We start from the raw sequence: 23,046 nt of genomic DNA on the forward strand, positions 1-23,046 counted from the left end.
TGTAACATTTAATTTTTTATTAAGGAAATTTATTACGTTTTAACATTTACATGTTTTTTGTAATAGTCGTGTAAATCTTGGGCAGAAGCACCAAACCACTTTTTCACATAAATGGTCCAATACAAATATTGAAGTTTCCAAACGCCATGTTTTTTATAGCAACGAGCCGATGTTTGCAACGGTTTATTAATCACCACAAACTGCTTTCTAGCAAAGAGTTCATTAATCAAGATATTGTCTTCGTAAATGATGTAATTTTCATCATAGCCACCAATCTCATCAAAAAGGGATTTAGTAATAAACTGACTTTGGTCGCCACCACGACAAGCCCGCCAGTTAAATTGGGTGAGCCAACCTGCTAATTGTAACCACCAATGGTTACTGTCAAATTGCATCCTGAAACAACCTGCGGCATGGCCCTTCTCTACTTCATTAATAATTAGTTGGTCGAAGTTTTTAGGCGGAAATGAATCGGCGTGTAGAAAATAAAGGATATCGCCCGTGACATGTTTGGCTCCATAATTCATCTGCTTGGCACGGCCTTTTTCAGAATTTAATAAGCGTATTTTTTTTTGAGTATATGCCGAAACTAACTTTGGGGTGTCATCGGTGCTACCACCATCAACCACTATAATTTCAGCAATATTTTCCGCGGAAGCGTTTTCTAAAAGGAGGCTTAATAGCTTCTGGATAAAAGGCGCTTCATTTAAAGCCGGAATGATTATCGAAATTTGTTTACTCATTGAGTTTCCAAATATAGCTTTTAAATTGAATTTTCGCTTTCGCGGAAATGGGTACAGTTGTATATTGGTTTATAAAATCGATTAAAGTGCCGCTTTGTTTGAAATCGTTTGTAAACCACTGGAATATTTTTGAAAGTTCTAAGTCATTTTCTGAAATGCTGTTCTTCGTTGAATCATTTAGGAAATCTGTAGCCGCTTGATTTAGCTGAAGCTCTAATTTGGAAGCTGTAAAGGCGCTGTTTTGGAGTTTCGGACACGATACTGCGGCACACACAATCGCGAAATGTATGCGTGGCTCATCCATTTTTCTTAAGATTTTATGTTCAATATCATGAAGGTTGTAAGTATCGCCACCCAACGTCCATAGTTTTTGTTTCCACGGGTGTTTAATGTCTTTAATGCTTTCAATAGGGTAGTTTCTAATAATAAGATCTATGGTCAAAGCATTGTAAGCGTTTATCCAATAGGCTAGTTTTTCTTCGCAACTCCATTCCGGTTGAGGTGTGTTTTTACCAAGTTGGTTGATGTAATCGTGTAATTTTTTATCATCCTTTATAAAACCTTTATAATTGACTTTACCTTGGTTTGATACATGTTTTTGAAGTAAATCATGCCATAAACCATGATCGAAAGTATTTTGATTTTCGGTTAAAAGCGTGTTTGTTTTAGAGGGTATATCTGGGGTTTGTAAAGAAAAACAAGCCATTGTCGATACTAAACAAACCAAAAAAGTGAACCATTTCATACGCTTATTTTTTTGTTTTTTGCAATGAAGCATCACTGATGTAAATCTCTTGATTGATGAAGTCTTTTGGGAAATTTTCATCACCTTCAAAACCCAGCTCAATATCTTTTCCACTATGTGGTAAGTACTTGGTTTTAAAAAGATAGTCCCAAATGCTTAGTGTGAGTCCGTAGTTCATACCATATTTTAAATGTTTTGGTAATGATTTCGCATGATGCCAAATGTGCATTTTGGGGTTGTTCAAAATATATTTTAAAACACCATAGTCCCAGCCTAGATTGGCGTGATTTAAGTGTCCGATAACAATACTGAAAAAATATACGAAAGCAATATCCTTGGAACTGTAGTTTCCTATAACTGCCAACGGAATATATAGTAGCGATTTATATACAATGGGTTCCATCCAATGATAGCGCAAATGTGACGCAAAGCCCATTTCTTTAACCGAATGATGTACTTTATGAAAATTCCATAACCATGGGACACGGTGTAATAGGCGATGGGTATTCCATTGAATAAAATCGGAAACCAGAAAGAAAATTAATAAGCCTAACCAGGTTGGTAATTGGTTAACATCGAAAATTTGAAAACTGGAAAGGGATAGCCCCAAAGTCCCCAAAAGGTCGTTCAGGATTTCGGCTGCCGTATTGGATAAGGCTATTAAAACTATAAGGTTTAAGAGGAAGAAATTGAAAAACATATAAAACGTATCCAACCAAAAGTCTTTCCTAAAAATCGATTGGTTTTTACGCCAAGGAAACAAGATTTCTAAACCCCATACGATTAATGAAATTATAATTAAACCATAAAAATAATTGTACCAGTGGCTCGGGAAAAACACTTCGTGTTTTAAGTAATTCCAATAACCAGTATAGGCGTTTTTTATGATGTTAATGTATTTTTCCATCCAGTTTCCGCGAAGGCGGGGATCTTTTTGATTGTTGTTGAGGTTGTAAAAACTTTGTAAACCTTGTTTTAATTCAAAAAACGATTTAAAAATAGTTTGCCTACTACTTCCGATGGTGTTTTTTATTTCAATTTATGAGATTCCTGCTTTCGCAGGAATTAACAACATCCACCACCATCATAATGAAAAGTCGACTGACTAATAAAAATATCATCTCTATTTAAATTAGCTAAAGCGGCAGCGGTTTTATCACAAACGGCTAAAGGCTGATTTTTAAGTAAAACATGACCTTTTTTATCATCAAAATACTCGGATTCACCATAGTAAATAGCGGCTTTCCCTGTAAAAACACATGGGCCATCTTCTGGCATCGGGTCTTTTATAGCGGCTACTTCAATCGATTCGATATAGATTAATTCGTCAGTAGGATAATTTTTAGGATCGAGAATACGGTAAGGTTTTCTAGCACGAATTTCAATGGTGCCAAAGCCAGCATCTGTTAATGCTTTTACGTATTCGTTAATGGGTAAACTTCCGCTTAAACATAGGGCACGCAAGCGCTCGTCGTTACGTAAGGTATCATTCATTGGTTGTTCGCAAGTAGGGTCGCTCATTACCAGTTTGCCATGTGGTTTTAAAACGCGATACATTTCAGCAATGGCCTGCTTTAAATCTTCAGCTTTAAAAATATTAAACAAGCAGTTTTGTGCGGCAACGTCTATGCTATTATCTTCAACAGGAAGATTCATGGCGTCTCCTTTTTTCAGAGCTACAAATTCACTTTTAAACCAAGGGTTTTCGGCTTCAGCTTCAATAAAGTTTTTCCTAGAAGCTTCAAGCATTTCATCAACTACATCAATACCTATAACACCATTTTTCTGACGATTAAAATAGGCGAATTGAAGCAATTCCATACCGCCTCCAACGCCAACATAAAGCATTTTTGGGTTGTTTGATAAATCACGCGCATGAACCGTAGAACCACAACCGTAATTCATCTCCTGCATGATTTTAGGGATTTTTAATCCCGGTAATTCCCAAATAGGGTTAGTGGTGCAGCATAAACCTACATCTGGGGTTAATGCGGCTTCTTTATAAACGTTGTGTGTGGTGTCTAAATAACTCATAATTTATATGCCCACCAAAGTGGGAAACTTTTAATTTAAAGTTGAATATTTCAAATGAATAATAAATCGCTTTGATTATAAATTCAACCTGTTTTTCGCTTATAAATTTTTTATAAGCTCTTTAAATAGGGTGATCATATCTGGTTCGGCTTTATGTGCCATGGCGATGATATCCTCAATATTTACAGGTTCTAAGTGGTCTGGGTCGCATTCATCGGTTAAAACTGACACGGCAGCCACTTTTAATTTTAAATGATTGGCCACAATAATTTCAGGAACCGTACTCATTCCAACGGCATCGGCACCTATAATTTTAAGCATGCGATATTCGGCACGTGTTTCTAATTGCGGACCAACAACACTAGCATATACACCAGAATGTAATGTGATGTTTTGTGCTTTGGCAATGTCTTTAAATTTGGTGTTTATTTCTGCATCATAAGGAGCGCTCATATCAACAAAACGTTCGCCCATTTTTTCTACGCCGTTAAAAGCAAGAGGTGAACTGCCTTGTAAATTGATGTGGTCTTCAATAAGCATAATGTCCCCTTTTTTAAAGTCTAAATTAATAGCTCCGGCCGCATTGGAAACTAATAAGGTATGAATGCCAAGTTTTTCCATAATGCGTACTGGGTAAGTCACATCCTGAAGCGTGTAACCTTCATATAAATGAAATCGGCCTTGCATAACTATAACTTTCTTTCCCTCTAGTTCTCCGTAGATTAATTTGCCTTTATGGAACTCAACAGTTGCAGTTGGAAAATAAGGGATGTGGTTATAGCTTATTTCTTTAATGATGTTGATGTGGTTAATCAGCTGTCCTAAGCCAGTACCTAGTATGATGCCGATTTCTGGTTTGTCAAATCCTTTTTCTATTAAATATTCGGTAGTTTTTTCTATCTGATTAATCATAATTGTGTTTTTATAGGTTTCAAAAGAAGCTGAAATTAGAATTTTTTAATGGTTTTGATATAGGATCTATTTTAAATAACGGTTTTATAGTTTGCTTAAACCTTCAGCCATATTTTTGTTTTATATTTGTTATAGGTGCCTTTCGCTAAATCTTGGCAACTTAATTTAAAAGCATACCATATGGTTTTGAAAATTTCAAAAACTACACACGCATTATTCTTGTTTTTTTTTCTAACGGTTTCTATGAGTTTTGGTCAACAGGTGTTGCCTATTAAAATCTCCAAACTGCCAGAATTAAAAACAAACAAATGTAAGGCTCTAGAGAAGAATTTAAAAGCCGAACTGTCTAGAAATGCAAAATGGAAATCACTTATAGCCAATAAGAAAATGTCTATTGCAGTGGTCGATTTAAGTCATCACGACATAAAATATGCTGGAGTTAATGGAAATAACATGATGTATGCAGCCAGTTTGCCTAAAATTGCTGTTTTATATGCGGTTATTGACGCTATCGATAAAGGAGAGGTTAAAGATACTCCAGAAATCCGTAAAGATTTAAAACTTATGATAGCAAAGTCAAACAACGCTGCGTCAACCAGAATGATCGATTTGGTAGGTTATAAAAAAATTGAAGCTGTATTACGTAAAGCGGGAAATTCTTTATATGATCCAGGGACAGGAGGCGGGTTATGGGTCGGAAAACGGTATGCAGCAGCAGGAAAGCGCTATCCAGATCCTATTAAAGGGTTAAGTCATGCAGCGACCCCATATCAAGCAGCAAATTTTTATTACCATCTGGTTTTTGGTAAACTTATAAGCTTTGAGCGTTCTGCCGAAATGTTAGAAATATTAAAAGACCCAGAATTGGGGCATAAATTTGTGTATACCCTTAGAGATATTGCGCCCAATGCTAAGCTATATCGTAAATCGGGATCATGGAAAAATTATCATTCCGATTCAGTACTTGTTTGGGGGCCTGAAAGAAGGTATATTTTAGTGGCTTTAATAGAAGACCCTAGAGGGGAGCAAATCGTTAGAAATTTAGTTAAGCCTGTAGAAAAAGTTCTAAAAAATTCGAATACCTTAAATTGTTCAAAATAAACTGCAAAACATGGTAAAGAGACTGTTTCAGAAAACCTTTCATATTCGAGAAGGTGAATTTAAGATATCCATGTTCATGCAGCTGTATATCTTTTTAGTGATTACAGTACTGCTTTTGGTTAAGCCAACAATAAATGCCTTGTTTTTATCCCATTTAGGTGCCGAAGAATTACCTAAAGCCTATCTATTAGTAGCGTTTACCGCGGTTATAACGGCTTATTTTTATGATAAGTCCTTGCAGTTTTTTAGCATAAAAAAAATCGCCATAGTCTCTTTAGTTGGGTTCAGTTTATGCTTTTTATTACTAGCCTATATCTTGTATAATAATTTGAGTAACGATTTTATACTATATGCTTACTATCTGAGTGTGGCTATTTTTGGAGTGGTGGTAACCTCCCAATTTTGGATTATTGCTAACATGATTTACAACGCAAGGGAGGCTAAACGTTTGTTTGGTTTAATTGGTGCAGGGGCTATAATTGGTGGTATTGTTGGGGGATATTTAACAACCATTTTATCTCAAACTATTGGAAGTATTTATGTTATTCTGTTAGCTTCTATACTGTTGCTGTTTTGTATTCCTATAATCATGTGGGTATGGAACCATAGATTGCATAACACTACCGATGCAGAAACAGGTAAAACGCATAAACCGACACCTAAAAAACACCATTCTGCATTAAAGGTTATTTCGAGCTCTAAACATTTAACATACTTAGCATTAACGATTGGTGTATCGGTAATTATGGCTAAATTGGTCGATTACCAGTTTAGTGATTTTGCTCAAATAAAAATATCAGACCCCGATGAGTTGGCGTCGTTTTTCGGTTTTTGGTTCTCTACATTTAACGTGTTGTCATTGGTTATTCAGTTGTTTTTAACCAACCGACTTTTAGCATGGCTTGGGGTTACCTCAAATTTGTTGTTACTTCCCTTGGGGATAGCAGCGGGTTGTTTATTGTTCTTAATCTTTCCTGAATTATGGGTGCTTATCCTGCTAAAAGGTATGGATGGTAGCTTTAAACAGTCTATTAATAAGGCCGCTGTCGAGTTGTCTATTATGCCAATTCCTTATGAAGACAAAAAACAAGCAAAATCTTTTATTGATGTGGTGGTCGATAGTATCGCTACAGGTATAGCGGGTTGCTTGCTTATTTTTGTTGTAAAGAAATTAGATTTGCATTCGCATTACATCACCGTCATCATTCTATTCTTTTTGTTTGTTTGGATTATTTTAATCTATCAACTAAAAGGGGCTTATTTCGATACCTTCAAAAAGAATATTTTAAGTGCTATAGGGAGTCATGATATAGATGGTTTGCGAACTACTAAAAAATCGCTGCATGCCTCGGTTATAAAAATCCTTAATAAAGGAACCGATCAAGAAATTATTTCCTTGTTAGAAAGCCTAGGAGATACCATTGTCGATGTACATAAACCTCATATAGTGAAACTCCTAGATCATCCTTCCAATGAAGTAAAAGCTGCAGCCATAAAAGAAATTTATTTCTTTAAACATGGCGCTGCCGCGGATAAAGTAGCTCAACTTATTGAAACTAACGATGATGCCGAGGTGGTTTATGAAGCCATGGAGTACCTTCTGTTGCATACCCATATCGATGAAGATAAGTTGTTCAAGAAATATTTAGATCATAACAAACCCTATATAGCAGATGCCGCTCTTTTGTGTTTGGCAGAGTTGGCGATAGACAATAAAAAATTGGTTAAAAATTATAGTTTGTTTGAGCGTATTGAAAGTCGAATTATCACCATTAAAAATTCTGAGATTGAACATACTCAAGAAGAAATTGCCGAGTTTTTAGTGACCATTGGTTATGCTCGTAATCCCAAGTTTTTCGATTTCATTACGGACTATTTAAAGTCTGATAACTATTATTTGTTAAATCATGCTGTTAAGGCAGCGGGAGTATCACTTTATAAACCTTTTATAGGAACCCTTTTAACTTTATTAGAAATTGATGCTGTACGACCTGCCGTAGTTACCGCATTAAAAAACTTCGGAAATGATGTGCCTAAATACATTATTGAGCATGATGTTTATGATTCTTTCGATATTAATATAAGAAAACATTTTCCTAAAGCGATTGCTTCTATAAGAACACAAGACTCATTAAAAGTTTTAATGCGATTGGCGCTTTCTAGTGATCCGTTTATTAGACATGAAGCTGCTAAAACTATGGTTGATTTGCATTTTAAAGAGGGTGGTATAAAAATAGATAAAGAGCGTGTTACCCAAACCGTACTTAGTGAGTGTGGGTATTATCTAGAGCATTTGGCTATTGTAAATATACTTCAGGAGTCTACATTAGTGTCAGATCCTAATAATGCCGAATTAGAAATTAGTCTAGAACAGCTAATTGGCTTATTACGTCTGGAATTAGACTGTAGTATGAATGTGGTTTTCGAAGTGCTAGCTTTAGTGCTAAGTGAAGACGATATGGAAATCGCTTATTTTGGGTTAAGAGACGAATCGGAAAGTGTTAAAGTAAATTCTATTGAATTTTTAGACAACTTACTAAGCGTTGGTTTGAAGTCCGATTTAATGCCCATAATAGAGCATCATTTTATTCAAGAACAAGAAATCAATGCTCTTGCTGAGGTAACAGAAGCCCTAGGAAGTGCTACAAACTGTATCAATAAGCTATTAAAGGATGGAACCATTGACGTGAAAAAGGCGGTGTTAAATTTGGTGGTTCACTTAGATGATATTAAGCCATTTAAAAACGCCTTAAAACAATTAACCCATCATAAAGATGACGTTATTTGTTCTAAGGCGTTACAGATTTTAGAAGCCAATAAGTCTTAATCTAACTTAAATTTTAACTCAAGGCTAATATCTTGGTTTTAATGATGTTCTTCTGTTAGTATGAGCATCGAAGGTTTTAATCTATTATCTCTACTAATCTTGTAAAACATGCTACGACGAGATTAAACCTCAGGGTTTATAATCTCGTCAATTTTATTAGCTAAATTAAGGTGTTCCCATGCCGAATTTTTATTTAATACATTGGTCATTAAACAAACCATATATTTTTTGCCGTTAGGGTGTTCCACGATAATAACCGAATTCATATAGTTAAAAACGTTCCCTTGGTAGTCGCCACAACTCGGGTTTTTTGCACGATCACATTTATAGAAACTACCCGATTTAAAGTAAACAGCTGCTTCTTTTAGCTTTGGCGATTGCGCATAACGAATACGTCTATCTGTCAAATAAATAAGACGCTTCATTTCTAAGCTACTTTCTTTGTCGTGAATGTTACCCTGCTCTAAGGCAACTAAAAATTTCATTAATCCTTTAGGAGTGGCGCTACTTCCACCTTTTCTTCCTACGTATTTTGCCGAAGCATGGGTAAACATACCACCTAGCTTCCATTCGTCTTCACTAATTCCAATATCTCTTAATGGTTGATTAATAACACGATGAGCACGGTTGGTTAGGGTGTCATGACGGTTTTCTTTAAAATAGTTTAAAGCTTCTTCATCGGTAAGTTTAGGGTAATCTTTTCCAAAGTGATTCATTAACATCACCTCTCTAAAAACAACAGTAGCTGCACCATTATTACTTACAGAAACCATATGATCCAACCATTCGTAAAGAGAAAACACATCACTAGCAACCACTTTACGTTTTACTTGACGATCTTTTTCAATGTCATAAACCGGAATCGTATGATGATCTCCAGTTCCGAAAATTCCAGAAGCGACGCGTTTATCACGCATCAATTCGGTTCTTTTATCCCATGAATCTGGATATATTTTTTTTAATTCTGAAAAGAAGGCGTTCAAAACAACAAGTTTACCCACACTTCCTGGTTGATAGCCATGGTTCTCGTTGTATGCGGCATATTTAAGATTGCTCGGATCGGTTATATCTAAAGCGGTAAGGGAGTAATTGCCGTGAGGAATCACTTTTTGAATTTCATTCGAAAACGCCTTGTCTTCAACAAGCATATCTTCTACAGATTCGCCATTACAGGATACTAAATTGAGTTTAATATCTTCAAGTTTTAAAAGCGCTCCTTTAGGAATTCGGCTATAGCCTTTTTCACTGTTTACGGCTTTTTGCACATAGAGTAATCGTGCTATCCCTGTCGATTCGTAACCGTCAATTGGGTAAATTAGGCTTAAAAAGCCAAGAGATAAGCCAAGGCCTAAAAATAAAAGTTTTTGCATGGTTTTAAATTTTTGAATTTAGATCAACGTGTTGTTTGTAATCAATTTTTGGTGTGATTGATTTTAGGTACTCCGAACTAGAAGCTTTTTTGTTTTCTACAAATGGTCGTATTTGAAATAACCAAAGTTTATCATCTTTAAAGCCCATTTCCATATCATACGGACCTCTGTAGTCCGAGCCAGTTTGTTCTGGCATTTTTTTACGAACCTGAGCCACCATGTCTCTTACCGACTGCATGTTTTTCTCAGATAAGATAGGCGCTTCAAAGGTGGTGTATTCACGTTTGGTACCGCCTGTTTTTGGTAAGCTTAAAAAGCTTGGTTCTCTTGAAGGGGACAATAATTGGTTCGAATGACTGGCAACCATTCTTGTTTCTGCCGACTGCCCATCAACAGCACCACCAGCACCTTTACTAAAGGCTATGGTTAAATCATCTTTTCCACCAGCATTAATTCCAGTCGTTACTACCACTCCAGAATAATCTACGTTTACACCTGGGATAACAAGAATTGAAGGGAAAACATATTCTGGGTTAAGTAAATATTTTTGACGCCATTTTAAACTTCTTTCCATATATGGTGAGGCCCAAACTTGTTTAATACCATCAATAATGTTCTTTTCAGTAAGAACATTAAATAAGGTTAAGTTGAGTCCAGCACCGGTAAACTCTTTTAAGTCTTCCATATTAGTGTCACTTCGCAAAAACACAGGGGTTTCTCCAATAGGTTTGTTAAAGGCTTTTTTGAAATGCTCACGTAACTGGGCAATAAAATCACGGTTTAAATCCATGTTAATGATGGCCGTTCTTAAAACACTTAGGCGACTAAACTGATAAGCTTCCACTTCATTTTCAGTTTTATTAGCCTTTTTCATGTTTTCACATTCTTGATACGTTTGTTTTAAATATTCCCAATAGGTCATATTTTGTCCCTTCATTGGGTTGTCAAGATGTTTTCTGAAAATTCCAAAAGGAATTACAAAACCTTCAACAACGTGATCAGGAAACATGTGTTTTAATTGTGATAAATTAGCTGCTTTTGGTCCACAAAGTTTTCCAGAATCGGAAGCATCTACTTCACGCATATTTAAAATATCGGTTTGATCTAATTGAATGCGATCTACAGGAACTGTAATTTTATTGGTGCTGCGTTCCACTTTACTGAAAAGGGCTTTTTCTTCGGAAGTCATTTGTTTTTCCGTTTTTAAAATAACATTCCCTTTTGTTGAAACAGCATAGAATACTTTTTTGCCATTGTATTTCGCTAAATCATCTAGGTTACCCTGCGAAAGTGCTGCATTAGGAACCCCTAGGTTTCTTGCAAGTAACTGTACGTGTGAAACCAAGTTTCCTTCAGAAACTGTCATGATACCAGCTACAGGTTTTAAGCCTGAAGGTGGTCTGTTAAATACATAAATTTTATCTTTAGAAAAGTCGATGTTTTCAATAGATCCTTCTACCACGACCAATTCACCATAGGCATAACCAGGGTTTAATCCTCTAATGGTAGCTGGTTTAGAAACACCAATCACTTCATTTTTAATGGATGATTTTTCAGAGATATATTTACCTAAAATAGCCACGCTGTTACCTAAATCTAAGGCTATGGAAGAACGAATTCTATCATCGATAAAACCATAAGCTTTAGGCTCAAACTGCGAGTAAGTTTCAACAGTTTCACTATAAACCGCTTTTACCATACCAGCACTCCACTCTACAATACTTCTAGAGGTTCCTAAAACATCATTTAACTCGGCGATGGTTAAGTGGTTTTTGTCTTTGTATAACGTTAAATCGTGATTGGCTTTGTCGTATTCCCAAAGTTCAATAAGCCCAGTTGCAGCGGCGATGTAACTTAAATAATCTATTTTTTCAAGCATGTCACGTAGGTGGCTTGGTTGCCATTCTTGTGAAGTTTGGAAAACTGTCTTTTCAATTTTATTAGAAATATCTAAGGCATAAAGTTTGTCTTTGGCCGAACTTAAAGCATCAAAGTGTTTTCTAATATACATCAATACAGAGCCTAATGCAGAAATTTGTTCTTTGGCAGAAGCGTTTTCGCTGTAAGCATTTAATAACTCCGTAATTTTAGATTTATGTGTTGAAGAAAGTTTATTCGTTAGGTTTTTAATGTCTTTGATGTCAAGAGGTTTGTAGTAATCCTCCATGGTGTTTATCAACGTATTGAACTCCTTCTTTTCGTTTTCAGATAGTGTCGAACTGTGTTTAGACACATAGTCTTTTACTGAAGCGATATCTCTTTTTTCTGGATTTCCATGTATTTTAATTCTAAGCTTCATAAACGAAGGCACCTCATTACCAAGAACTTTTGATTCACTACGCATTTTTTGAGCCAAATTGGTATCTCCTGAATGCGGAATATCGGTTAAAGACTGTTTTAATAAAAAGAAATGGCCATTGGTGCGTTGGTTACTTTTTAATAACCATTCGTAAAATTCTAAGCCCCAATTCTGTTCGTCTTCCGATTGCATAGCCCCGCGATAAAACTGTCCGCGTCTGTAAATCCAGCCGTCATCTGCATTCTGTAAAAACTTTACCAGTTGGTATTGTTTTAATCGGCTGTTGTTGTGTGCTTCATCCCAAAAGGCTTCGTTTTCATTTTGAGCAAGGATATTAGAGAAATATATATGATGATCGTTGCCTAGTTTTTCAACGTCAGTTTTAAGGCTGGCATGTTGAATACCTCCAATATTATCTGGACATGGATCTTTAGGTTCACGCATCGTGCCATCGTCGCAATACCATTTAATACGGTGGTATGGCCCTCTAACATCTTTTTTGTATGCTTCAATTTGAGATTTAATTTTTTCAATGGGTAAGTCTTGAGCAGTTACAGGCGAACTAAGTCCAAGACAACCCAATACCATGAGTTTGGTTGTAAACTTCTGGAAGGTTGGTAATTTCATATACGAATAAGGGAGTTTATGTTAGTTAAATTAATTTATAAGCAAATAAAGATATAAATTTTATGGCATAGGTAGTGTATGACCATATCACTATTTGTGAATTAGTCTAAGTTTTTGTTTTTGTAAGTGAAGTGTACTGTTTTACTTTTCTGAAGAAAGCAGCTTCAATAGGTGCTGATACGGTTTTAAATCCTCGAAAGTGTCAATGTCGTTTAAAGTTTCTAGCTTGGTAACGGAAATGTTTTTTTCTGAAAGTTCTTGTAGAGTTACTTCAAGTAACTGCGTTTGACTCCAAGGTTTGTTTTCGAAGATGCATGCATGCATTTTACTTAGGCCAACAAGATAATATCCGCCATCTTGTGCGGGACCAAAAACAACCTCAGTTTTAAGAAGATTTTCTAAGGCATTGTTAAGGTGTTCGTTTGTTAAACTCGGTAAATCAGAACCTATTAAAACCACGCGTTGGTAGCCTTGTTGAAAGGCGTTTTGAAAGGCATTCTTCATACGTTCACCTAAATCTTGACCTTGTTGGGTGGTTTTATGAGCTCCTTTCCATAAGCTGTTGTCTATGAATTCAGAATAATGTATGGAAACATCTGTCAAAATATTTTCAGTGGCCCTTTCTGTGATTTCTAACAAAGCTTGGTAAATTTCAACAGCTTTTTCGTTTCCAATAGTTTTGGCCAATCGGGTTTTTACTTTGCCTGGTTTAGCATTTTTAACGAAAACAATTACGAGTGCTTTATTCATAAACTTTTATACCATTTTTTAACCATTTGCGCCATGATTTTGAATAGGTGTGGATGCTATCGGTTTTTTTATTTTGCTTGTTGTAAACAGGGTAGTCGTTATTTTTCCACTGAAAAATACCGCCATAGAGATTGTTTACATGGGTGTAACCTGCCTGTTTAAGTTCGTTAGCTATTTTTTCAGAACGCATACCCAAGGAGCAATACACGACAATTTCTGTTTGCTTGTCTGGGATTCTTTGAATCACAGAATCTATGCTAAAAAAATTATAGCCAACAAATATAGCGTTTTCAAGGTGACTAACTTGGTACTCCTTTTGTTCTCTAGAGTCTAAAAGCACAAATTTGTTATAATGCTTCGCAAGTGAATCAACATATAAATAGGGGATGTTATGTTGATTGTGTTTTTCTAAAAGTTTTTCTATAGTTTTTTGACCATAAAGTTGCAAACAGCTAATAAAACCTATGAAAAAAAGAAAGTGTAATTTCATGTGTGCTAGACTTATATTTTGGTTACTGTTTCCACAGAAATTTAAGTAACCACACCTTGGCAACTACTTCCTGCTCCAGCTGTACATCCATAACAATGTTGGGAAATCGTAATATTTCGCCCTTCTAACAAGTTTTCATTATAATCGGAAATATGTTTCACCGGACTATTTACTGGAAGTTCCAGCATTTGGTTAAAATCGCAATCATATAAAAAACCGTCCCAACTAACCGAAATCGTGTTGGTACACATAACGCTTTTAACGGCTGTAGGGTTGTAGGCTTCCACTAAGGCGTACATATAATCTTCATAGTTTTCAGAAGCAATGAGGTAATCTAAAAACCTTGAAATAGGGAGATTGGTAATAGCAAATAAGTGATGAAAATCGATGTTGAAATCTTCTTTCAGAGCCTTTTTGAAATCTTTTTCCATCGAAGCTTGGTCGCCTGGTAAGAAGGCTCCCGATGGATTGTAAACCAAATCTAATTTTAAATCACTACCGGGCATGCCATAACCTATGGCGTTGAGGTCTTTTAATGCCTGAATAGATTTATCAAAAACACCATCACCGCGTTGTTTATCTGTCTTTCCTCTCGTCCAATGCGGCATAGAACTTACCACGTGCACATGATGTTTCTTGAAAAATTCAGGGAGGTCGTGGTATTTTTTATTGGCACGAATAATGGTTAGGTTGGAGCGCACAATAAAATCTTGAATGCCGGCCTTTGCAGCTTCTTCAACGAACCATCTAAAATTCGGATTCATTTCTGGTGCACCACCGGTAAGGTCTAAAGTATGAGCCCCGGTTTTTTTTATAACATCCAAACACTGCTGCATGGTGTCGCGTGTCATGATTTCTTTACGGTCCGGACCAGCATCAACATGGCAATGTGCACAAACTTGGTTGCACATATAGCCTAAGTTAATTTGTAAAATCTCTAGTTTTTTTGCTTTTAGAGGATATTGTTGGGTTTCCGAAATTTTAGCCTTAAAAGTAGGTAATTCACCGTTTTGGAAAATTCCGTTAGACAGAATCTTAAGCTGTGCTTCACTTTTCTTTAAAGCGCTTTCTCGTTTGTTTAAAGACTGTATGGGCATTGAGATGTTTAATTTTTAGTGTAGGTTATAAATTGGCAACGAAATAAACGTAATTTCTAATCAGATTACATTTCCAATTTATTCACCTTATTCATCATTTGAACCCCATGGACTAAAGTAGCCCCGCTTTTAATGGCAGCGCCTACATGTACAGCTTCCATCATTTCTTCCTTGGTGATACCGCGTTGTAAACTGTCTTTGGTATAGGCATCAATACAATAAGGACATTGTTCGGTGTGCGAAACTGCTAAAGCGATTAAAGCCTTTTCACGAGCGGTAAGCGCCCCTTCTTCAAAAACTTTTCCATAGTAATCGAAAAATTTTTCACCTAATGTTTCATTCCATTCACTTATTTTGCCAAATTTTTTTAAATCGGCTGGGTCGTAATATGATTTCTGCATAATATTTTATTGTGTCTCGAGGTAAATCTAAAATTTTAAGTCGATAAGTTACTTTTAACATAACAAAATCCGCAGTAATATTTTGAAAATAGTTACAACGGATTTATAAGTTAACCGTTAAAATGCGAATTAGTCACGCGTTATACTTCTTGAGATGATGATTTTTTGAATTTCTGAAGTGCCTTCGTAAATCTGAGTAATTTTCGCATCACGCATTAAACGTTCTACATGGTATTCTTTTACAAAACCATTGCCGCCATGTATTTGAACGGCTTCCACGGTTTGTGTCATGGCTACTTTAGAGGCGTAGAGTTTCGCCATGGCACTAGAAAAATCGTAATTCATGCCTTGGTCTTTTTCCCATGCAGCTTTCATAACCAGGTATCTAGCAGCTTCAATTTCGGTAGCCATATCGGCAAGCTTAAAGGCTATGGCTTGATGATTACAGATTTCAACACCAAAAGTTTTGCGTTCCTTCGAATACTTTAGTGCGAGTTCGTAAGCGCCGGCAGCAATACCAAGTGCTTGAGCTGCAATGCCTATTCGTCCTCCCGAGAGTGTTTTCATTGCAAATCGGAATCCTGAACCATTTGGACCAATTCTGTTTTCTTTCGGAACTTTAACGTCATTAAATTGTAGGGTATGTGTGTCGCTTCCGCGGATACCAAGCTTATCTTCTTTCGGACCAATATGAAAACCTTCCGTGCCTTTTTCAACAAGAAAAACATTGATGCCGTGTGAGCCTTTTTCTTTATCAGATTGTGCCACTACTAGATATACATCGGCACGACCGCCACTTGTAATCCAGTTTTTTGTGCCATTAATTAGGTAGTGATCACCTTTGTCTATGGCTGTTGTTTTTTGTGAGGTGGCATCACTTCCGGCTTCGGGTTCGCTCAAACAAAAAGCGCCTATAAATTCACCTGTTGCCAGTTTGGTTAAATATTTTTGTTTTTGTGCTTCTGTGCCATAACATTCAATACCATAGCAAACTAAAGAGTTGTTTACTGAAACAATTACAGATGCCGAGGCGTCTATTTTAGAAAGCTCTTCCATAATGAGAACATAGGAAATAGCATCCATACCGCTTCCGCCATACTTGGGGTCTACCATAACACCAAGAAAACCAAGATCTCCCATTTTTTTGACTAATGCATCTGGAAAATGTTGGTTGTTGTCCCTTTCAATGACCCCTGGGAGTAATTCGTTTTGAGCAAAATCGCGAGCAGCATCGCGAATCATGAGGTGTTCTTCTGAGAGTGTAAAATTCATAATTCGTAATTATTTAGTTTATTTAGTTGTTTTTTTTATCAAATATAGCTTTTTAGTATAAATTATTTAATTTGCTTTACTATTTTTACCATCATATGTTAAAGAAACAATACCACATTATAGGCGTCATGTCTGGAACCTCACTTGACGGAATTGATCTAGTTGAGCTGCAATTTAAATTAGATAAGACCTGGCAATTTCAAATTATTAATGCAGAAACGATTGCTTATACCGAAGCCTGGAAAACTCAGTTAAGCGATTTGGTGTCGCTTTCAAAAAAGGAGTTAGATGACATTGATATCGTGTATACCAACTACCTTGCTGATGTAATTAAAAACTTCATTCAGAAGTATAATATACAAGACATTGATGCTGTTTGTTCACATGGGCATACAGCATTGCATCAGCCTGAAAAGAAGTTGACCATGCAAATAGGTAATCTACCTGAAATTGCTAAAATACTAAACGAAAAAGTGGTGTGTGATTTTAGAGTTCAGGATGTAGAATTGGGCGGACAAGGAGCGCCATTAGTTCCAATAGGTGATCATCTTTTATTTCCAGAGTATGATTTTTGTCTCAATTTAGGAGGTTTTGTCAATGTTTCTACAGCTATAGATGACCAGCGAATCGCCTATGATATTTGTCCTATGAATGTCGTACTAAATCATTATGTCAAACCATTAGGATTGGAATATGATGATGCTGGAAAAATCGCATCAAAAGGTTATGTTGATTATCAATTATTATCCGATTTAAATGAATTAGATTATTTTAAAAAGCCACACCCTAAGTCTTTAGGGATGGAGTGGGTTAAAGAGGTGATTTTTCCACTTATTGATTCCTATGAGTTACGTGTTGAATACATTTTAAGAACGTTTGTAGAGCATATCGCAATTCAGGTGGCTACTGAGATTAATATTATAGATGACGCTTCCGTTTTAGTTACTGGTGGCGGTGCTTACCATAATTTCCTGTTGTATAGATTGCAGTATTATTCAGATAGCAAATTTATAGTTCCTTCTCGAGAAGTTGTTGAGTTTAAAGAGGCGCTTATATTTGGTTTTCTTGGTGTTCTAAAACTAAGAAATGAAGTGAATTGCTTACAAAGTGTTACGGGGGCTTCCAAAAATCATAGTTCTGGAAAAATTTTTCTTCCCTAAAAATTCCAAAAAAGTAAGGTCAAAGTGTTTTGTTTTTTATATTTGTTCGGTTGATGATTTTATGAAATCGACGGTCAAATAGCTTTTATTTAGATTCAGTGTAAACAATAATGCTGATAAGTGTCTAAAAATAAGCTGTTTTGCAAAATGATGGACTTAAAGTTATTGATGGTGTTGGGTAATAATAACAGGGATGAAATCTTTAGGTTTAAAGAAACGATTTAGGTGTTTTTTTTGATTTTTTGATCACTCTGTTAAAAAACGAGGCTATTTTTATTGAACCACAATGAATAGCACGAGTTTGATGTTATCTTTTTAAATTGAAAAATGGCTCATGTGTTTGTGTGTTTGAGGAAGGACATATAAATAACAATTGAAGCCTTTTTTGTTGATTTATAACAAACGAATTAATAAACAAACAAAATTAAAAAGCGGAAATATGTGCTGCCGTTTTATAATAGCACACAACAAACTAACAAACAGAATTTATGGAAGCAGCAATTATTTTAGTATTTGTATTGGGCTATTTAGCCATTACAATGGAACATAGTATAAAGATAGATAAACTAATCCCTGCTTTGATCATGATGGCCATATGTTGGGCCTTAGTCGCTTTAGGATTAGATATGTTTCCTAACTGGTTTGATTCATCCACACATACTTTAATAGATACTTTTGGAGGTTTCCCTTTAGAGGAGAAAAAACACCTTATGGAGGAAACCTTATTACACCATTTAGGTAAAACAGCCGAAATTTTAGTGTTTCTTTTAGGGGCTATGACCATTGTTGAAATTATCGATTATTTCGATGGTTTCTCTACAATCAAAGGATTTATTACCACGAAGAAAAAGACTAAAATATTATGGATATTCTCAATCTTAGCCTTCATTTTATCTGCGATTATTGATAACCTTACAGCAACTATTGTATTAATTTCTATCCTTCAAAAAATTGTAAAGGAGAAAGAAGTACGTTTATACTATGCTGGTCTAATTATTATCGCAGCTAATGCTGGTGGGGCATGGTCTCCAATTGGTGATGTTACAACAACCATGCTTTGGATTGGTAACAAAGTAACTACAGGACACTTAGTAGGGTATTTATTTGTGCCTTCATTAATGTGTATGGCAGTACCTACTTTTATAGCTTCTTTTTTACCAGTATTTAAAGGAGAGCTTGAAACAGAGGATGGTGTAGATTCAAAACCTTCTAGATTAAGTAGTATCATGTTATATTTAGGTTTAGGAGCGATTGTTTTTGTGCCTATTTTTAAAACCGTGACGCATTTACCACCTTATGTAGGGATGATGTTATCTTTAGCTGTAGTGGCTATTTTTGCTGAAATATATAGTAAGTCTAAATTTAGTATTACAGAAATAGATAGTGCTGAAAGTGAAGCGCATGCACACCACAGTCCGGTACACCATTCATTATCTAAAATTGAATTACCAAGTATCTTATTCTTCTTAGGGATTTTAATGGCTGTTGCAGCTTTAGAATCGTTAGGGATTTTATTTGGATTTGCCGGTGGTTTACAAGAAATGATGCCAATGATTGGAACGGAAATTCACAGTGGTGAAGGTGTTTCAGATCTTGTTGTTCTATTATTAGGTGTAGGTTCGGCAGTTATTGACAACGTACCTTTAGTGGCAGCAAGTTTGGGGATGTTCCATGAAGCTACAGATAATGAATTATGGCACTTTATTGCCTTTTCTGCAGGAACAGGTGGTAGTATGTTAATTATTGGTTCGGCAGCAGGTGTTGTTGCTATGGGAATGGAGAAAATCGATTTCTTTTGGTATTTAAAAAAGATTTCTTGGTTGGCCTTAATCGGTTTCTTAGTAGGATCTGCTGTATTTATGGTAACTAGAACCTTATTCTAATCTTATAATTTATTAAACGAATTAAAAAAGGATGAGTCGCTTTAGATTTATACTTTAACAAAAAAAGCAGCGTTATAATGTTGCAATAAACCCCAAGTATATGCTGAATATTTTATTACAAGAAACACCAGATGGTGTTGATGCGATTCCAGAGGGAGAATCGGTTGAAAAAACACTTTCAATTATTGAATTAATTGCTAGCGGAGGCGTAGCAGGACAGGTTATCATCGCCATTTTGTTCTTATTGCTTGTCGCAGCTATTTACATTTATTTCGAACGTATTTTCGCTATAAAAGCGGCATCCACTATAGATGCTAATTTCATGAATCAAATTAAAGACCATGTGAGTCATGGTAAAATTGAATCGGCACAACAATTATGTAACCAAGTTAATTCTCCGGTGTCTCGATTAATCGGAAAAGGGATTTCTAGAATTGGAAAACCGCTTGCTGATATAAATACAGCTATTGAAAATGCTGGACGTTTAGAAATTTATGGTTTAGAAAAAAACGTTAGTGTTCTAGCGACTATTTCTGGAGCGGCACCTATGATTGGTTTCTTAGGTACGGTAGTTGGGATGATATTAGCGATTTTCGAATTGGCAAACGCTGGAGGAAGTATTCAAATGGATGTTTTAGCTAGTGGTTTATATACGGCTATGACTACTACAGTAGCTGGTTTAATTGTTGGTATTGTAGCCTATATGGCTTATAATCACTTGGTGGTGAAAACCGATAAGGTGGTGTATCAAATGGAAGCCCATTCTTTAGAGTTTTTAGATCACTTAAACGAGCCAACTTAGTATGAATCTTAGAGGAAGAAATAAAGTAACTCCAGAATTCAATATGTCGTCTATGACGGATATTGTATTTTTACTACTTATCTTTTTTATGATTGCTTCTACTTTAGTAACTACTAATGCTATTGATATCTTATTACCTAAAGCCAGTGGTAAAACGGAAAATAAAAAATCTATAGCGGTAAGCATCAAAAAGGATTTAACGTATTATATCGATCAAAAACGTGTTGGCGAAAGTGTCTTAGAAAATGAGCTGCTTACAGCTTTATCTTCTGCAGAAAAGCCAACTATTATTTTACGAGCAGAAAAATCGGTGCCCGTGGAAAATGTTGTAAAGGTTATGGATATAGCCAATAGAAATAAATTTAAAGTCATTTTAGCTGTTCAGCCTAAATAACATGAAATACTTAAGAACCAAACACGAACGAAATTCGGCAAAATTAACGGCGTTAATTAGTATCATTATTTTGCTGCTTTTATTTGTGGTTGGTACGAAATATATGGACCCGCCAGAGGAATATGGTGTGGCTGTAAATTTTGGTAATTCAGATTTTGGTAAAGGGGATGTACAGCCATTAAAACCTGTGAAATCAGAACCTCGAGAGGTTGAAGAACCACCACAACCTGATGTTCCTGAAGAAGCTGAGCCAGAACCAGCACAACCTACAGAAACTAAAGAGGAGGTTTTAACAGCAGACAACTCGGAAGAAATAGCCATAAAAAAACAAAAGGAAGCTGAAGCTAAAGCAAAGGCGGTCGCTGATGCCAAAGCTAAAGCAGAAGCCGAGGCTAAAGCGAAGGCAGAAGCAGAAAAAAAGGCTAAAGAAAAGCGTGAGCAAGACGAAAAAAAGAAAAGGTTAGATGCTCTAATTGGTGGTGTGAAAAAGTCTGATGGCTCAGAAACTGGCGGAGAAGGAAATGATAGTAGATCTGGTGATAAAGGGCAATTGGATGGAAATCCGTATGCTTCTAGTTATTTTGGTGGACAAGGTTCTGGCAGTGGCGGCGTAGGTTACGGATTAAACGGTAGAGGAAAGGCCTCATTTACAATATTAAAACAAGACTGTAACGAATCGGGAATGGTCGTTGTTCAAATTGTTGTAAACCAAAGTGGTAATGTTATTGAAGCAACTCCAGGTTATAAAGGTTCTACAAATACAGCCTCTTGTTTATTGGAACCAGCAAAAAAAATTGCTATGTCCCATAAATGGAAAGCAGATCCAAATGCACCTACACGTCAAATAGGCTTCGTAAGTGTCAACTTTAAAATTAGTGAATAATACATGAGCTATAACGATACGCTTGAGTGGATGTTTTCTCAACTCCCCATGTATCAAAAACAAGGAGGTTCAGCTTTTAGAAAAGACTTAACCAATACAGTGCTGCTTGCACAGCATTTAAACTTTCCTCATCATACATTCAAATCTATTCATGTAGCTGGAACTAATGGGAAAGGTTCTACAAGCCACATGCTTGCTTCAATATTGCAAGAAGCAGGTTATAAGGTGGGTTTGTATACATCACCACATTTAAAGGATTTTAGAGAACGTATTAAAATTAATGGTCTTCCTGTTTCTGAAAACTTTGTAGTCGATTTTATTGCGAAACATAAAGCTTTTTTTGAATCGCATACGCTATCATTTTTTGAAATGACCGTGGGCATGGCATTCGAGTATTTTTCAGAAGAAAAAGTTGATATCGCTGTTATTGAAGTAGGGATGGGCGGACGACTAGATTCTACTAATATTATTACCCCCGAACTGTCCGTTATTACCAATATAGGATTAGATCACACCCAGTTTTTAGGAGATACTTTAGAGGCTATTGCTTTTGAAAAAGGTGGTATCATTAAAGAAGATGTGCCTGTTGTGATAGGTGAAACTCAAATAGAGACTGCGTCTGTTTTTGAAGGTTTAGCTAAAGAACGTCATGCTAAAATTGTTTTTGCCGATCATCAGGTTAAAACTATTTACCCTTCCGATTTGATAGGAAGTTATCAAATAAAAAATATTAAAACCGTAGTGCAAGCTGTAGAAGAACTTCGTGAACAAGGTTTTTCTATAACCGAAACACAATTAAAACGAGGCTTGTTACACGTGGTAAAAAACACTGGGCTTTTAGGTAGATGGCAAATTTTAAATGCCAATCCTAAGGTTGTTTGTGATACCGGTCATAACAAAGATGGACTAACAGAAGTCATGAATCAGCTTTCAAAAGAAGAATTTGAGCACTTACATATTGTTTTTGGAGTGGTTAACGATAAAGATTTGACGTCAATTGTCGATTTGTTACCTAAAAATGCCACTTATTATTTTTGCAAACCAAATATTCCTCGTGGTTTAGCTGCGACTGACTTAAAAGCTGCTTTTTCCGCTTACGGACTAGAGGGAGAGGCTTATAATTCTGTAAATGAGGCATATAATTCTGCTTTAAATCAGGCTAATTCTAACGACTTTATTTATGTTGGAGGGAGTACTTTTGTGGTTGCAGAAATAATTTAAAAATTTTTTAAAAAAAGTTTTTGCAAAGTGAAAAA

The 23,046-nt window shown here is 35.9% G+C and carries 20 protein-coding genes; 8 read left to right on the forward strand and 12 right to left on the reverse strand.

The window, feature by feature from the left end:
• Positions 1-32: 32 nt before the first annotated feature.
• The 5 genes from A6I66_RS07385 to A6I66_RS07405 all read right to left on the reverse strand — a co-directional run bounded on the left by A6I66_RS07385 (position 33) and on the right by A6I66_RS07405 (position 4,434).
• Positions 33-743, reverse strand: coding sequence for a TIGR04283 family arsenosugar biosynthesis glycosyltransferase (locus A6I66_RS07385; RefSeq protein WP_067147205.1), 711 nt, complete (start codon positions 741-743; stop codon positions 33-35).
• A complete protein-coding gene (locus A6I66_RS07390) occupies positions 736-1,488 on the reverse strand; it encodes a DUF547 domain-containing protein (protein WP_067147450.1) in 753 nt (250 codons plus the stop codon). The genes A6I66_RS07385 and A6I66_RS07390 overlap by 8 nt, the downstream gene beginning before the upstream one ends.
• A gap of 4 nt (positions 1,489-1,492) precedes the next feature.
• Complete coding sequence (locus A6I66_RS07395; RefSeq protein WP_067147206.1) at positions 1,493-2,395, reverse strand: sterol desaturase family protein; 903 nt, start codon at positions 2,393-2,395, stop codon at positions 1,493-1,495.
• A gap of 158 nt (positions 2,396-2,553) precedes the next feature.
• Complete coding sequence (arsM, locus tag A6I66_RS07400) at positions 2,554-3,522, reverse strand: arsenosugar biosynthesis arsenite methyltransferase ArsM (protein ID WP_067147207.1); 969 nt, start codon at positions 3,520-3,522, stop codon at positions 2,554-2,556.
• A gap of 99 nt (positions 3,523-3,621) precedes the next feature.
• A complete protein-coding gene (locus A6I66_RS07405) occupies positions 3,622-4,434 on the reverse strand; it encodes a purine-nucleoside phosphorylase (RefSeq protein ID WP_067147208.1) in 813 nt (270 codons plus the stop codon).
• A 243-nt stretch (positions 4,435-4,677) separates the two neighbouring features.
• On the opposite strand from A6I66_RS07405, the gene A6I66_RS07410 reads away from it, so the two are divergent.
• Positions 4,678-5,535, forward strand: coding sequence for a serine hydrolase (locus A6I66_RS07410; RefSeq protein ID WP_245683443.1), 858 nt, complete (start codon positions 4,678-4,680; stop codon positions 5,533-5,535).
• Positions 5,536-5,545: 10 nt separating this feature from the next.
• Positions 5,546-8,362 carry an Npt1/Npt2 family nucleotide transporter gene (locus tag A6I66_RS07415; protein WP_067147209.1) on the forward strand — a complete coding sequence of 939 codons (2,817 nt, stop codon included), beginning with the start codon at positions 5,546-5,548 and terminating at the stop codon, positions 8,360-8,362.
• Between the two features lie 122 nt (positions 8,363-8,484).
• Here A6I66_RS07415 and A6I66_RS07420 read toward each other — a convergent pair whose 3' ends face one another.
• The 7 genes from A6I66_RS07420 to A6I66_RS07450 all read right to left on the reverse strand — a co-directional run bounded on the left by A6I66_RS07420 (position 8,485) and on the right by A6I66_RS07450 (position 16,668).
• Entirely contained in the window at positions 8,485-9,732 is a 1,248-nt protein-coding gene (locus A6I66_RS07420; RefSeq protein WP_067147211.1) for a serine hydrolase, read from the reverse strand.
• A 4-nt stretch (positions 9,733-9,736) separates the two neighbouring features.
• Positions 9,737-12,658 (reverse strand): PEP/pyruvate-binding domain-containing protein, encoded by a 2,922-nt coding sequence (locus A6I66_RS07425; protein ID WP_084399554.1) that lies wholly within the window; start codon positions 12,656-12,658, stop codon positions 9,737-9,739.
• A gap of 141 nt (positions 12,659-12,799) precedes the next feature.
• Positions 12,800-13,408 (reverse strand): TIGR04282 family arsenosugar biosynthesis glycosyltransferase, encoded by a 609-nt coding sequence (locus A6I66_RS07430; protein ID WP_067147213.1) that lies wholly within the window; start codon positions 13,406-13,408, stop codon positions 12,800-12,802.
• Complete coding sequence (locus A6I66_RS07435) at positions 13,401-13,898, reverse strand: rhodanese-like domain-containing protein (RefSeq protein ID WP_067147215.1); 498 nt, start codon at positions 13,896-13,898, stop codon at positions 13,401-13,403. The genes A6I66_RS07430 and A6I66_RS07435 overlap by 8 nt, the downstream gene beginning before the upstream one ends.
• A 41-nt stretch (positions 13,899-13,939) precedes the next feature.
• Positions 13,940-14,995 carry an arsenosugar biosynthesis radical SAM (seleno)protein ArsS gene (gene arsS, locus A6I66_RS07440; RefSeq protein WP_067147217.1) on the reverse strand — a complete coding sequence of 352 codons (1,056 nt, stop codon included), beginning with the start codon at positions 14,993-14,995 and terminating at the stop codon, positions 13,940-13,942.
• A gap of 65 nt (positions 14,996-15,060) precedes the next feature.
• Positions 15,061-15,396 carry an arsenosugar biosynthesis-associated peroxidase-like protein gene (locus tag A6I66_RS07445; RefSeq protein WP_067147219.1) on the reverse strand — a complete coding sequence of 112 codons (336 nt, stop codon included), beginning with the start codon at positions 15,394-15,396 and terminating at the stop codon, positions 15,061-15,063.
• A 129-nt stretch (positions 15,397-15,525) separates the two neighbouring features.
• On the reverse strand, positions 15,526-16,668 hold the full coding sequence (locus A6I66_RS07450) for an acyl-CoA dehydrogenase (RefSeq protein ID WP_067147222.1): 1,143 nt from the start codon (positions 16,666-16,668) through the stop codon (positions 15,526-15,528).
• Between the two features lie 95 nt (positions 16,669-16,763).
• Here A6I66_RS07450 and A6I66_RS07455 point away from each other — a divergent pair, with 95 nt between their 5' ends.
• The 6 genes from A6I66_RS07455 to A6I66_RS07480 all read left to right on the forward strand — a co-directional run bounded on the left by A6I66_RS07455 (position 16,764) and on the right by A6I66_RS07480 (position 23,011).
• Positions 16,764-17,828: an anhydro-N-acetylmuramic acid kinase gene (locus A6I66_RS07455; protein WP_067147224.1), complete on the forward strand. Its 1,065-nt coding sequence runs from the start codon at positions 16,764-16,766 to the stop codon at positions 17,826-17,828.
• 488 nt (positions 17,829-18,316) lie between these two features.
• Complete coding sequence (nhaD, locus tag A6I66_RS07460) at positions 18,317-19,711, forward strand: sodium:proton antiporter NhaD (RefSeq protein WP_067147225.1); 1,395 nt, start codon at positions 18,317-18,319, stop codon at positions 19,709-19,711.
• A 100-nt stretch (positions 19,712-19,811) separates the two neighbouring features.
• Positions 19,812-20,513 (forward strand): MotA/TolQ/ExbB proton channel family protein, encoded by a 702-nt coding sequence (locus A6I66_RS07465; RefSeq protein ID WP_067147227.1) that lies wholly within the window; start codon positions 19,812-19,814, stop codon positions 20,511-20,513.
• 1 nt (position 20,514) lies between these two features.
• Positions 20,515-20,907 carry an ExbD/TolR family protein gene (locus A6I66_RS07470; RefSeq protein WP_067147229.1) on the forward strand — a complete coding sequence of 131 codons (393 nt, stop codon included), beginning with the start codon at positions 20,515-20,517 and terminating at the stop codon, positions 20,905-20,907.
• Position 20,908: 1 nt separating this feature from the next.
• The gene (locus A6I66_RS07475; RefSeq protein WP_067147231.1) at positions 20,909-21,790 is read left to right on the forward strand and encodes an energy transducer TonB; all 882 of its coding nucleotides are present in this window, start codon (positions 20,909-20,911) and stop codon (positions 21,788-21,790) included.
• A gap of 3 nt (positions 21,791-21,793) precedes the next feature.
• Positions 21,794-23,011 (forward strand): bifunctional folylpolyglutamate synthase/dihydrofolate synthase, encoded by a 1,218-nt coding sequence (locus A6I66_RS07480; protein WP_067147233.1) that lies wholly within the window; start codon positions 21,794-21,796, stop codon positions 23,009-23,011.
• The last annotated feature ends 35 nt before the right edge of the window (positions 23,012-23,046 follow it).

This window comes from Pseudotamlana agarivorans (assembly GCF_001642835.1).
Classification (GTDB): Bacteria; Bacteroidota; Bacteroidia; order Flavobacteriales; family Flavobacteriaceae; genus Pseudotamlana; species Pseudotamlana agarivorans.